The following is a 13649-nucleotide window of genomic DNA, read 5'->3' on the forward strand; positions in this document are numbered from 1 at the left end:
TATAGTCGGAACGTAACAACAAGTTACTGTGTTTTTGTTATGTTATAACGTAAATGTTGTTTGACGAACTCGAGCTAGTCGAAACAATCAAACTAAGGAAATACTATGACGCTAAAAAAAGCGGTTCTATTTTGCGCTCTGTCTTTTGCTACCAATGCAATGGCGGATGTGGTTGTCAAAGATACCAACAGCTTTAACGACGTTGCGGCTAAAGTAAACCAACTCAAACAAGCAGGAAAAAGTCCCCTGATTGTGGTCGATATTGATAACACATTGCTGACTTCAACGTCCGATATCGGTGGTGATATTTGGTACCAATGGCAACGAGGCAAACTCGATGTGAAGCCAAAAGAATCTGACAAAGTAAACTGCCTGTTCCAAGACTCTATTGGCATGTTGTACGAACTGGTTCCGATGAAAACCATTGAAAGTGATGTACCTGCCATGCTTCGTGGTTGGCAAGATGAGGGCTTAACGGTTATGGCGTTAACGTCTCGCTCTCCGAACTATCGTTACGCGACCGAACGAGAGTTAATGCGTAACCAATTCGATATGACTCGTACCGCGCTTAAGGAAAAAGGGGCGGAATCTTTGCCGGTTTATATTGATAACCCTGAGCGTCCGATGAGTTACATCAACGGCGTCATGATGACCACGGGAATGAACAAGGGCACCATGCTTGAGTACATTCTGGATAAAACAGGTCAAAGTTTCAGTGACGTCGTGTTTGTCGATGACAGCAAAAAGAACGTCGTCAACATGGAAAATGCTTACAAAGACGACAAAGCGATCGATATGACGATTTTCCACTACACCAAGGTGGAGCACGACCGCATTGCTGCCAATGGCACGGTGCTAACGCAAGAGCAAGCCAACAAGATGGCAAGTGATTGGAAAGCGTTAAACAAAGTCTTAGACCAGATCGCCCCAGCGCGTATTGGTGACACTTGTTTAGGTCAGTAAACAGATAAAAGTGATTTTAGGTTTGTTGCTTGTGCCGGGTTATTAATACCCGTTTAGAGAGATGGAGGGGTCCAATCGATTTTTTCGGAATATTTACTGGTCTTGCAACCTTATCCAAAGCGATATCAATATTGGTATCGCTTTTTTTCTGCTTGTAGAAAGCTAGATTCAATCCTGTTCTGCTTATTCTGAAACTATTCAGAACTTGAATGGGTATAGAGGTCTAACTTGATGATTTTATGGACAACTAAATATCACTAAACTGTCATTTAAACAGGAATCAATAGTCCTGATGTAAGCCTCATCCTACTATTTCTTCATTGCGACGGAGCGACAAGCTTAAGGAAAGTCATCACTCAGTTACGTTTTAGCAGTGTTTAGCGCGTCTTAAACGTCTAGAACGTCTTAAACTAGGAGCTTCCACAATGAATTTGACTCTGGACTACGCCTCTCTGGCGATCTTATTTGTGGTGCTGTTGATTCTGATTTTTGGATTGATTGCCCTGCACGATATTCCCTACGAAATTGCGAAAAAACGTAACCACCCTCATGCCGATGCGATTCATGTTGCGGGATGGGTGAGCTTGTTCTTCCTTCATGTGATTTGGCCGTTCCTTTGGATCTGGGCAACCATGTACGACGGAGAGAAGAAAGACTGGTTAGGTGCTAAGCCTTCGATATCTCAACAAGATTACGAGCAGCTGTTAGCCCGCATCAATCAACTTGAGCAAGCGAAAGGGGAAGAATAATGGAAACACTCATCATCTTAAGTTACGTAGCGCTGTGCGTTATCGTGTTTCGAGTATTTCGTGTGCCTAAAACCAAGTGGACACTCACCACGGCGTCGGTCATTGGCATGTTCATCGTTGGTTGGATTTTTCTCTACATGGCGATGTATCAACCGGTTTCTCGTATGGCGCGTTTGTATAGCGTGACGACGCCAATCACTTCTCAGGTAGAAGGCATGGTTACCCAAGTGTATGTGCAAGGAAACCAGCAAGTGAAAGCAGGTGACCCACTTTACCAAATTGACGACACGCCATTTAAAGACAAAGTGAACCGTATTCAAGGTGACATCAAACGTACGGAATCAGCGATTGATTTTTACCAATCTGAATTAGCGAGATACAAAAAGCTGGGCAGCAAAGGTTACTCTTCTCAAGAGAAAATCGACAACATTGAGAACCAATTGCTTGAGCAAAAAGCCAATCAAAGCAAATACCAATCAGAGCTTGAGGTTGCACAGTTTAATCTGAGCAAAACCACCGTTACCGCACCAACGGATGGGTATGTCACGCAAGTGGCGCTGCGTCCGGGTATGAAGAGTCGTATTGTGCCGTTTCAAGGCAACCTGACCTTCGTCCATAAAGAAGACAAACAGTTGTTTGCTGCATTTAAACAAGCGCCAGCACGATATGTGAAAGTCGGTTATCCGGCGGAATTGACCTTCAATACCATTCCCGGTCATGCATACAAGGCGCATGTGACACAAGTGAATGACATTTTTGCTCAGGGCGCGATATCACCATCAGGTAACATGAAGTACCCAGAGCAAATTCCTGCGGGTGGCCGAATCTTAGTGAAAGTGGAATTGGATAATCCAAACTTAGTCAAAGACATGCCATTGCCATCCGGCACAGATGCACACGTCGCGGTGTACTCACCGAAATGGGAAATGTTCAGCATCGTACGTAAAGTGATTCTGAGAATGCAGAGTTGGCAAAACTGGTTATTCGAAGGCTAATGACATCAAGGGCGAAGCAGCAGGCTTCGCCCTTTTTCTGTGGGTGTACTGCTATTGCTCGTCTGTTACACAATGGATTGAGTGACCGCTTGTTTAATCGCATTCCTCAGCCACTCATGCCCTTTGTCGTTCTTTTGTGATTGGTGCCAAGTCATGTAAATAGGCACCTTATTGGCTTCAAAGGGCAAAGTGAAAGCGTTCAATCCGAGCTTGCTTGCCAAGTTGTCGGAGAACCAACGCGAGGTAACGCATATCCAATCGGTTTGAGACACTAACTGTAGCGCTGTCATGGTCGAGCCGGTGGAATAAGCCACTTGCCTCGGGGGCAGCGTATCTTCGATGATCAAAGAGTCTAAAGCGTTGGTGTTGAGTCGCTGCGTTCGCCAAGTTACATGAGATTCACGCATGAAGTCGTCGTACGTGAGTGCGTCCTGAATACGAGGGTGATCTTGGCTCACTGTCACCATAAGTTCTTGTTCAAACAACAATTCATTGTAATAACCATGATCCGTTAAAGGCACGGTAGCAAGAATCACGTCCACGCGTCGGCGTCTTAAGTCGTCTTGACGGTCTTGTTCGTTTAAGTGTTCCACATCCGCTTCAATAGACACCAATGGCGCATGCTGAGATTTGTATTTCGCCAAGGCTGGCACGAGCATTAAATCGATATCTTTATGGCTAGAGATTCGAAACGTGCGTTGGCTGGTTTCTGGCGTGAATTCTTGACGAGATTTCGAACCGTTGATCAATAGGCTTAAAGGCTCTTTGATTTCTGCGTGTAGCTCAATCGCGAAATTCGTCGGGACGATGCCTCTGCCTTGACGAACAAAGAGGGGATCTTGGTATTGATCTCTTAACTTGTTGAGTGCGTGACTCACGGCGGGGGCAGGGATGTTTTACGCGGGAGCGGCATCGTTGACGCTTTTTGACTTCATGACCGCATCAAACGTTTTTTACAAGTTAAGGTCCATAGGCTATCTCTTTGATTTGCTTTATCTTCAATGTAGGTGGATAGCGTAAAGATTTCGAGGATTATTTCTGTCAGGCGAGATTCAAATCATCACCAACGAAAAGACCAGAGTTTGGGTTCTGTTCTTTTCGTTGGTTGAAGAGGGTTATAAACATTGCAGTAAACGGCGAGGTAGCGCGGTTTGATCCATCCAATGATTTGGAATCGACATTGGTGTGTCGTAGTAACTTGCCCCAAGAATGGCACCGAGCGGAATAGCTCGTCCACTTGAATCGCAGCCACAGTAAATGTTCTCACGCATGGTGGTTTCGTAGCTTTCAGAGTTCATCAACAAATGACAAATCACCACAAATGAAGCGTCTAAACCGCAATGCATTCCAACGGACTCCGCAACGCTGGTGGCGGTTCTGCCGCTCATCGCTTCTGCACGTTGAATATCGTTAGCAATCTTTGGAGAAACCGTCTGAGCTGCCATTACACACGCTTTGGGCGCAGCGCCTTGCAACGCCATCTGAATCATCACTGCGATAGCTTGGGCGTACATAACTGCGGTGTCGTTGTTATTGGTAACCCGCACGGCGGAGTCGACCAGTTTAGCGAGTTTGTCATCATCTGAATGAAAAGCCACCAACGGCGGAAGCTTAGATAATGCAGGGTTTTGCGTGTCGTCAGCTCCACATAGGGTTACACGCAGTTCTTTGGTTTCCAACTCATGAATGTTGAGCAGTGTTTGCTTTGTCGGTTTGTCTGTATAGCCCTGCCATTTACCACCAAAATCAAACCATTCTCGAAAGGAGCGAATGTAACGCGCCTCGTCGTAGTGTCCGGTTTGAACCAGAGCATCTAACATGGCAACAAGCTGCGCACCATAGTGGGTGAGGTCACCGACTTGCTTGCTACCGTGGGCAAAATAACCTTTGTCATGGTATTCAGTTCGATTCGGTTGATGAAATTCCGGATGCGGAGAACCAAACTGCCTGATGAGTTCTTGATCGTAAAGCCAATGAAATCCGAGAGATGCTGCATCACCGACGAGTGCGCCGATAATGGCATGAAGAGAGCGAGCGTTTCTATGAGTCATCTTGCCACCTTTATCAACAGGGCTACTCAATAAGTCTTACATAGTTTCTTGGTTTTGTAGGGAAATTTTTCTGTTTTGGATCAAGACTATAGTGCTTAATTAACCATTGGTTTACTAGGGTTAAAAAGACTAGGGTTAAAAGCAAAACGCCCCGCGAGTGGCGAGGCGTTGGTTTTAGTGGCGTACTATCAATAATAACGATTAGCTGTAAGCGCGTGCGACACGACCTTCACAATCCAAAGTAACCTGTTTTGCGTAAGCCGGAATGAAAACAGATTGTCCTTTTTCAATTACGCATGTTTCGCCGTTTGCGTGAGTTAGCACAAGTTTGGTATCCAGAGGCATAAGGATCTCAGCGGTTTGAACTTCTAGAGTACGCTGGTGAGCTTGTTTAACGATGGCGAATTTGAAATCGTCGACTGGGATTGGGTATTCCAACATATCGTCGATTTCGTTTGGTGCAAGCAATAGGCTGTCGAATGGCTTCTCGTTGAAGCGTGTGCACGCAACGAGCTCTTTCACGTCCATGTATTTTGGTGTCAGACCAGCGCGTAGTACGTTGTCTGAGTTCGCCATGATCTCAAGACCTGTACCTTTTAAGTAAGCGTGTGGCGTTTCTGCATCTAAGAACATGGCATCACCCGGTTGTAGGGTAATCACATTAAGCATAAGTGGCGCAAACAAACCAATATCGCCAGGGTATTGCTTCTCTAGCTCAAGAATAAGGTTGAACAGAGGTAAGTCGGTGATGCGAGCTTGAGCCAATAGCACCGTCAACGCCATCTCTTTCTGTTCGCCCTCTAGTGACAGTAGACCCGAGAAGAAGGTCGCCAAGCCTGTTGGCGTTTGGTTTGCGATAAGGTCATCCACCAAGCCTTGCAGCTCAGGAATCGCCAACTCAGAGAAGAAGCTGATGATTTCACTTGTTGGGCGGAAGCCATTCATCGCTTGGTATTCGGTTAGCGCGTAAACCAACTCAGGTTTGTGGTTTGGATCTTTGTAGTTACGGTTTGCAGCGGTTAGGGGAATGCCTTGTTTTTCTTCCAGTGCAAAGCCTAGCTCTGCTTGTTGTTTGTTTGGGTGAACCTGAATCGACAGTGCTTTCTCAGCGGCAAGCACTTTAAACAGGTATGGAAGTTCACCAAAACGGTTTGCGACTTCTTCACTCAGAAAGGCATTCATGTCTTGAGTAATCAGTGAAGACAGTTTGGTCTCCTCACCGTTTACCATCACCAATGAGCAACCGTTTGGATGCGCGCCCATCCATACTTCTGCTTGTGGTTCACCCGTTGGGTTTTCAATGCCAAACAGTTGGTTAACAGAAGTAGTACTGCCCCAAGCGTAGTTTTGAATCACGTTGTTCATCAGGAAAAACATCGGATGCTTAGCTTGAGTTTGAATCGTTTGTGTATCGGACATCGTTAAATCAGACATAGAGTGTCACCATGAGAGAAAATCATGGCTTGGGCGACATTGCCCAAGCCATAGGAGCCATTTGGGGGTAGGGGTGATTAAGCGGCTGCTTGCATCATTTTTGCTTTACGAACTTTCTTCAGAGTTACACACGTTACTGCGGTAACCACTGCGCCAGCTGCCATACAAATCAGAGCAAGTACTGGGTGGTTCATCGCGCCAAGTAGAGCGACAACTGGACCGCCGTGAGCAACGCTGTTGGTAATGCCGAATGAGAACGCCATTACTGCCGCTACCATTGAGCCAAGTACGTTTGCTGGAATCACTGACATTGGATCTTGCGCTGCGAACGGAATCGCACCCTCAGAGATACCAACCAGACCCATAGCGCCAGCTGCTTTGCCCGCTTCTGTTTCTGATTCTTCGAACAGGTCGAACTTACGACCAAGCGCCGTTGCCAGTGCCATGCCTAGAGGTGCAACTGGGATTGCACACGCCATCGCACCCATAAATTGAGTTTGACCACTCGCAATCATGCCCACAGAGAATAGGAATGCGACCTTGTTGAATGGACCACCCATATCGAAGCCAGCCATACCACCAAGTACAATACCCAGCAGAACGACGTTACCTGTGCTCATGCTCGTTAGTAGCGCAGTCAGACCGTCCATTAGGCTTGCGATTGGCGCGCCGATAACGAAGATGAAAAGACCAGCGATGAACAACGAACCTGTGATTGGCGCAATCATGATTGGCACTAAAGGTTGAATGAATTTGTGGTAGTTAATCGACGTAATCCACTTCACGAAGTAACCCACAAGCAGACCAGCGATGATGGCACCGATAAAGCCTGTGCCTGCGTCTGCACCGTAGAAAGAACCGTTGTTTGCAATCCAACCACCGATCAAGCCAGGAGCTAGAGCAGGACGGTCAGCAATCGCGTAAGCAATGTAACCGGCTAGGATTGGGATCATCAGCGTAAAGGCAACCACACCTACGTTGAGGATTTGGTTCCACATGCTGCCTTCAGGAATTGCCATGCCCGCTTCACTTGGCTGACCACCGACTGCAAGAGCAAGTGCAATCAACAGACCACCCGTTACAACGAATGGGATCATGTGTGATACACCGTTCATCAAGTAGCGGTAGAGGTCAGAGCGAGCCTGAGAGGCTTTGTTTGCCACAGACGCTTGTGCATTGCTGCTTGCTTCTGCTTGGTATTCTGGAGCGCTTAACGCTTCGTTAATCAGACCTTGAGCATCGCGGATAGGGGCTTTTACGTTGGTTTTAACCACGCGTTTGCCCGCAAAGCGGTTCATGTCGACTTGCTTGTCACATGCCACGATGATTGCGTCTGCACGCTCGATTTCTTCTGCGGTTGGGCTGTTTTTCACACCGATTGAACCGTTCGTTTCAACCTTGATTTCGTAACCCATCGCCGCTGCACCTTTCTCTAGCGCTTCTGCCGCTAGGTAAGTGTGCGCTACGCCCGCAGGACAACCAGTAACACCAATGATGAAGCCTTGGTTTGCTGGTGCGTCTGTCACTGCTTGAGGCTCTTCTTTAGCAAGTAGGAGTGCCAGTGCGTCTTGGCTGTTTGCTGCACCTAAGAACGCATCAATGAAACCATCTTCAATCAGTTTTGAAGACAGCTCTGCAAGTACTTCGATATGGTGGTTATCGCCACCGTCTGGAGAAGCGATCATGAAGAACAGTTTTGAAGGCAAACCGTCTTCCGCGCCGTATTCGATACCTGATTTGCTTACGCCGATCACAACCGCTGGTTCAAGAACCGCGGCACTTTTCGCGTGTGGGATAGCAACGCCATCCTCAAATCCGGTGTTACCTAATTCTTCACGTGCTTTTATATCTGCAAGAAATTGCTCTTGGTCTGAAATACGACCTTGGGCGTGTAGAACTGCAACCAGTTCTTTAAATACGTCTTCTTTTGAAGTCGCTTGAAGATCAAGCTTAATCAAGTCTTCATTTATTAGTTTGGTGATCATTGTCGAACCCCTATAAATATAATTTTTATTTCAGGGGTATTTTGAAATTAACCAAGCAGAGACAGTAGTGAAGAAAAAATGCATTTACTGGACGATTGTAACCGCCCGACTAGAGTGTGATGTAGATCGTCTACTGGATAAACTTACTGCATATCTGTGACATTATGTGGAAGTCGGTGAACCATAAGTAAAATGTGTTATTGCTCCAATATATAAGGCTTTAAAGGCTTTGTTGATGATTTGATAGACTGGATAATTGATGCGTTAACTAGATTTTTGTAACCTTAAAATGGAAGTGTGATTTTGCTCAATAGCACAAAAATCCAGTAGGGTGTATATCTATAGGTATAGCATCATGGATGCGTGTTTAAGAGTACGTAAAATGATTTTTCATGATTTGATTTCATCAGTATTAAACGAGCGAGAACCATTCCACAATATATGGTTTGCTGGTGATTTTCATACACCACCTGAATTTAGCTATCAGGTTAACTTCCCTCGATTAGAATTGGTCTTGTCTGGTGAATATATTAATGAAATGGAAAGTCATGATCGCAAAGTGACGCATATCGTGGCGAAAACTGGTGATGCGATATTTATTCCGCCTAACTGTTGGAATAAACCTGACTGGGATACAGATTGCTCGGTATTAAGTATTCTCTTTGGTCGCCGCCAATTGGGTTTGAGTCTCGTGTCCAAACGTAAAGGGGAAGCGAGCTTTTACGATATTCAAAAACACAGTATTCAAACTCGTTCTGGATTTGCGATTGATAATATCTTGGAAGCGCTGAGTTCATTGGCTCGTGAGTGTAATAAGAAGCCAATGGATGAGTTGTTGCTGCAAGCCTTGTTGCAATACGCTAAGTCGATGTTAGATGCACCTATAGAGACGCAGGCGCATAGCCGAGTACAAGATCTGTATCAGGGCATTTGTATCTACATCCAAGAGAACTTCCACCGCCCAATTACGCGTGACAGTATTGCGTCGAGGTTCAGCATCTCTTCTAACCATTTGTCGCGTTTGTTCCGTCAACAAGGTCATATGACGCTAGCCGATTACATTACGTGGGTTCGAGTAGATCGCGCGAAGTTTATGCTCAAGAAATACAACTTTAAGTTGAATGAGGTATCGGTGCGCTGTGGATTTAAAGATGTGAACTACTTCTGCCGAGTCTTTAAGAACCGCACGGGCAGAACGCCGACGGAATATCGCGGTTCAATCTAGAACAGACCCTAAGCAAGCAGCCTCGACATGGCGTACATCAGAAGCGCCTGCAAGTCGACGCTGCTTTTTGTTAGCAGTAAACGCTCAGCCATTTGGTCGGTCAGCAGGTTACGGGTTAAGTTGGTTGCCGCGATGATGTGCTCGCGTGTGGGTTTCGCTGGCATTACTAGTGCTATAGCAAGATGCACTTCACCCATTTTGGATGCCCAATCCATCGGAATCTCGTTAGCGATCACTGCGATAGAAATGTGGTCTACACCTTCGAACATAACATGGGGCAGGGCAACGCCCGGTGTTACTGCGGTCGAAGATCGTTCTTCGCGTTTGATAAAGGCGAGAATGAGTTCGTCTGGGTGAATCGGATGAATAAGCTGCGCTAGCCCTTTCAAGCACTCAAATTTGGTGAGCTCAGTGTGCGCTTTGGCGTAATGCCATTGGATTTCACACGGTGGGCAAATCTGGGGAAGTCGCTCTGCAAGTTGGCTTGAGAACTCGTAATTAATGTGGGAACCCACAACGGTAAAGTTCTCAGCAATGATGTCTTTGATAACGAAACAGGCAAGCTCGGCATCAATACCGATAGCAGTGATTTGACACAGGTCGCCTTGCTGTAAGCCGACCTGTAAAACCGCGACTGACTTGGTGAGTTCAGCGATGCGGTTTTGGGTTATGTTGATGATGTGTATCGTGCTTTTGAACTTTTTGGCAACGCGATTGAGGGGCTGCGCTACGTGAGCACTGGCATTAATATCGTCGACAAAAAAGGTGATTTGGTATTCGTTCATCAGCGCAGCGTATCATCGACAGTGCACGAGGAACACTTTATCGACATTGAGTAACACATCTTCAATTGGGATTTGGACTTTGTTGGTGCCTTCAAAGCGGGCTGGTTGCTCAATCTCAATATCGGACACAATTAAGACACGATCTGCCTGTGCAATGTCGTGGGGAGTGAGCTGATTCTCAATACCCATCGCACCTTGCGTCTCGACCTTAATTTGTACGTTATGCTTAGGCGCAGCTTTCATTAGAGCATCTGCCGCCATATAAGTATGAGCGATGCCTGTAGGGCACGCTGTCACCGCTACGATTTTCATGTTCTATCCATTTTATTTTTTGTGGATTTTAGCATAGTGGTCGACGAAAGGATGGATTTAAAGCAGATAATCGCAAGAGCTCTATCACAGTTTAAATCTCATGTTACATTAATCCAGTTAATGCACTTTTTATCCTGTATTGAAAACAGAAAGTGTTGGTTACTCTGTACACAGTCATAGATGGAACAAATAACTCATGACTCACGAGCGTGAACATTGCAAGGTACAAACAATGGACATATTAAACCTTATTGAGCCGGAAACCATTTGCTTGGATTTGCAGGCTCAAACCAAAGATGAAGCGCTCAAAGAGCTCGTCGAATTGTTGGACGCGGCGGGCAAGCTCACTAGCAAAAGTCAGTTCTTGGCGGACATTTGGAAACGAGAAGAGATTGGCAATACCGGCTTTGATGAGGGTATTGCCATTCCTCACGCCAAAAGTAATGCGGTCGCTAAACCTGCAGTCGCAGTGGGCATCAGCCGAAAAGGGATTGATTACGGTGCTGATGACGGCGAACTGTCTGACGTATTTTTTATGCTGGCTTCTCCGGATGGGGATGACCATCACCACATCGAAGTCTTGGCACAAATTTCCACCAAAATCATTGAAGATGGTTTCGTCAATAAGTTAAAAGCGGCGGAGTCAGTGGAGGAAGCGCGCGAGCTACTTACTGATATTCAATCAAACGCGAATGACTCGGGTATCGATCCTTTAGAGTTTGCGTCTGAGCCTCTAAGCCCTTGGGCGCAAAAGCTCGGCAGAATGAAAGAACACTTGCTGTTTGGCACCTCTCATATGATTCCGTTTATTGTCGCGGGCGGCGTGTTATTGTCTCTGTCCGTGATGATTTCAGGCCATGGCGGTGTTCCGGAAGAAGGTATTCTGGCAGATATCGCTGAGATGGGTATCGCAGGTTTGACGCTGTTTACCGCGGTATTGGGTGGTTACATTGCCTATTCGATTGCGGATAAGCCGGGTTTGGCTCCGGGCATGATTGGCTCATGGATTGCGGTTAGTCACTACAACACCGGCTTCTTGGGCGCGATTGTGGTCGGTTTTTTCGCCGGCTTTGTTGTTTGGCTGCTGAAGAAGATTCAATTGCCGGACAGCATGAGTTCGCTCGGCTCGATCTTTATCTACCCACTGGTTGGTACGTTTGTCACCTGTGGCGCAGTGATGTGGGTGATTGGTTCACCTATCGCGAGCGCAATGACGACCATGAACGATGTGCTCACAGGTATGGCGGGCTCTGGCAAAGTGATGTTGGGCACTGTACTGGGTGCAATGACCGCATTTGACATGGGCGGTCCTATCAACAAAGTGGCGACTTTGTTTGCTCAGACTCAAGTGAATACTCAGCCGTGGCTAATGGGTGGTGTCGGTATTGCGATTTGTACCCCGCCTTTGGGCATGGCGTTAGCGACCTTCTTGTCGCCAAGTAAGTTTAAACGTGATGAGCGTGAGGCCGGTAAAGCCGCGGGCATCATGGGCATGATTGGCATCAGTGAAGGGGCGATTCCGTTTGCTGCCGGTGACCCAGCTCGCGTACTGCCTGCGATTGTTGCTGGTGGCATTGTCGGTAACGTGATTGGATTTATGTTCCATGTGATTAACCATGCTCCGTGGGGCGGCTGGATTGTACTGCCAGTTGTAGATGGCAAGATTGGCTACATAGTCGGCACAATCGCAGGCTCGTTTACCACAGCATTGATTGTTATTGCGCTTAAGAAGACAGTCACAGAAGACGACAGTCCGGTTGGTCAATCTCAAGCTTACACGTCTGTGCAAGGCGAGGGCGAAGCAGACATTCTTGCTGTAACGTCTTGCCCATCTGGTGTAGCACACACCTTCTTAGCGGCGAAGTCATTAGAAAAAGCTGCTTGTGCGTTAGGCATTAAGATCAAGGTCGAAACGCAAGGTGCGAACGGCATCATTAACCGAATCACTGACAAAGATATCGCCAAGGCGAGGTTTGTTATCTTCGCTCACGATGTCGCCATCAAAGAGCCAGAACGATTCAGAAAAATGAAGGTGCTGGATGTCAGCACTAAAGACGCGATGCTCAATGCCGCAGCACTGTTGCAGGCGAAAAGAATCCCTTAAGTATGTAGCCCCCTAACTAAGGCTATCTGCTAGTTAGCTCCATCATTTTTGATGGAGCTTTTTTTATCCCTGAGAAAAGTGCTTAACCAAGAAATCAATGAAAGTGCGAATGCGCTGAGGTTGGTACTCACTATCTTTGTAAACCAAGTACATTGGTAGCTTAACTGATTGATATTGCGTTAGTACTTGAATTAACTCACCGTTATTAAGCTCTTGTTCTACCATCCATTTTGGCATTGCAGCGATACCTTGCCCAAGCTTCGCCATTTGCACCAACATCTCAGGACTATCACTTCGAACTTGCTCTTTCACTTTGATTTTAATGGCTTCATCACCATCGCTGAAACGCCATAAGTTAGACGGATTGGAGAGTGAGTAGGTTAAGCAAAGGTGTTTGCTCAAATCGTTAGCGGTATGAATAGGTTTGTGCTTGTCGAGGTAACTGGGAGACACGAAGTAAACTAATTCGTTATCCATCAGCCAACGAGCTTTTAAACCCGAGTCTTTTAGGTAGGCGGCACGAATCGCGATATCAACATTGCCTTCAACTAAATCGACAAACTTGTCCGAAACCGACACATCAACGCTAAGCTCTGGATGTTGGTTGAGGAACTCATTCAGTGGCGCAGATAACAAGCGAACGCTAAACGCACTCGGCACTGAAAGCTTGAGCTCGCCAGAGACCGATGCTTGTTCTTGTCTAAGCTGCGACTCGAAGGAATTCATTTGTTCTATGAGTTTTTGTCCCAGTTCGAGATATTGTTTTCCACCAGAAGTTAAGCTGATAGCGCGAGCATGACGATGAAACAAGGTGATGCCGACTTCACTCTCAAGCCAAGCGATCTTCTTGCTCACCGCACTCTGAGTGGTATTGAGTTCGTTAGCCGCGGCAGTAAATGAACCTAACTGAGCAACACGAGAAAAGACTTTCAAACAATCAAATTTATCCATGATGCATTCCTGTTTGGAATGATAAGTAGCGAAATACTACTCTCCTTAAGTTTTAAGTGGAATGCTTTAATACTTCCATCATCTGTTCGGGAGTT

General features: G+C 46.4%; 11 protein-coding genes and 1 pseudogene. 5 read left to right on the forward strand and 7 right to left on the reverse strand.

Annotation, left to right across the window (positions count from 1 at the left end; genetic code table 11):
* Positions 1-105 precede the first annotated feature (105 nt).
* The 3 genes from ATB78_RS07670 to ATB78_RS07680 all read left to right on the forward strand — a co-directional run bounded on the left by ATB78_RS07670 (position 106) and on the right by ATB78_RS07680 (position 2707).
* Complete coding sequence (locus tag ATB78_RS07670) at positions 106-963, forward strand: DUF2608 domain-containing protein (RefSeq protein WP_061008291.1); 858 nt, start codon at positions 106-108, stop codon at positions 961-963.
* Between the two features lie 425 nt (positions 964-1388).
* On the forward strand, positions 1389-1712 hold the full coding sequence (locus tag ATB78_RS07675) for a DUF3302 domain-containing protein (protein WP_061008292.1): 324 nt from the start codon (positions 1389-1391) through the stop codon (positions 1710-1712).
* Positions 1712-2707 carry an efflux RND transporter periplasmic adaptor subunit gene (locus tag ATB78_RS07680; RefSeq protein ID WP_061008293.1) on the forward strand — a complete coding sequence of 332 codons (996 nt, stop codon included), beginning with the start codon at positions 1712-1714 and terminating at the stop codon, positions 2705-2707. The genes ATB78_RS07675 and ATB78_RS07680 overlap by 1 nt, the downstream gene beginning before the upstream one ends.
* Before the next feature lie 65 nt (positions 2708-2772).
* Here the strand turns inward: ATB78_RS07680 and ATB78_RS07685 are convergent.
* The 4 genes and pseudogenes from ATB78_RS07685 to ATB78_RS07700 form a co-directional block, all read right to left on the reverse strand.
* Positions 2773-3642: pseudogene (locus ATB78_RS07685) on the reverse strand (LysR family transcriptional regulator).
* Positions 3643-3822: 180 nt separating this feature from the next.
* Complete coding sequence (locus tag ATB78_RS07690; RefSeq protein WP_061008294.1) at positions 3823-4758, reverse strand: ADP-ribosylglycohydrolase family protein; 936 nt, start codon at positions 4756-4758, stop codon at positions 3823-3825.
* A gap of 201 nt (positions 4759-4959) precedes the next feature.
* A complete protein-coding gene (gene manA, locus ATB78_RS07695; RefSeq protein WP_061008295.1) occupies positions 4960-6192 on the reverse strand; it encodes a mannose-6-phosphate isomerase, class I in 1233 nt (410 codons plus the stop codon).
* Positions 6193-6269: 77 nt separating this feature from the next.
* The gene (locus tag ATB78_RS07700; protein WP_039975052.1) at positions 6270-8177 is read right to left on the reverse strand and encodes a fructose-specific PTS transporter subunit EIIC; all 1908 of its coding nucleotides are present in this window, start codon (positions 8175-8177) and stop codon (positions 6270-6272) included.
* 382 nt (positions 8178-8559) lie between these two features.
* On the opposite strand from ATB78_RS07700, the gene ATB78_RS07705 reads away from it, so the two are divergent.
* On the forward strand, positions 8560-9402 hold the full coding sequence (locus ATB78_RS07705; RefSeq protein ID WP_005451367.1) for an AraC family transcriptional regulator: 843 nt from the start codon (positions 8560-8562) through the stop codon (positions 9400-9402).
* An 8-nt stretch (positions 9403-9410) separates the two neighbouring features.
* Here ATB78_RS07705 and ATB78_RS07710 read toward each other — a convergent pair whose 3' ends face one another.
* Positions 9411-10187, reverse strand: a complete 777-nt coding sequence (locus ATB78_RS07710; protein ID WP_053049134.1) for a PTS sugar transporter subunit IIA — start codon at positions 10185-10187, stop codon at positions 9411-9413.
* Between the two features lie 12 nt (positions 10188-10199).
* Positions 10200-10499, reverse strand: a complete 300-nt coding sequence (locus tag ATB78_RS07715) for a PTS fructose transporter subunit IIB (RefSeq protein ID WP_005441202.1) — start codon at positions 10497-10499, stop codon at positions 10200-10202.
* Positions 10500-10731: 232 nt separating this feature from the next.
* Here ATB78_RS07715 and ATB78_RS07720 point away from each other — a divergent pair, with 232 nt between their 5' ends.
* Positions 10732-12603, forward strand: coding sequence for a fructose-specific PTS transporter subunit EIIC (locus tag ATB78_RS07720; protein ID WP_045398585.1), 1872 nt, complete (start codon positions 10732-10734; stop codon positions 12601-12603).
* 63 nt (positions 12604-12666) lie between these two features.
* Here ATB78_RS07720 and ATB78_RS07725 read toward each other — a convergent pair whose 3' ends face one another.
* A complete protein-coding gene (locus tag ATB78_RS07725; RefSeq protein ID WP_061008296.1) occupies positions 12667-13554 on the reverse strand; it encodes a LysR family transcriptional regulator in 888 nt (295 codons plus the stop codon).
* Positions 13555-13649: the final 95 nt, after the last annotated feature.

The sequence above is a fragment of the Vibrio sp. CUB2 genome (genome assembly GCF_001557945.1).
GTDB lineage: Bacteria > Pseudomonadota > Gammaproteobacteria > Enterobacterales > Vibrionaceae > Vibrio > Vibrio owensii.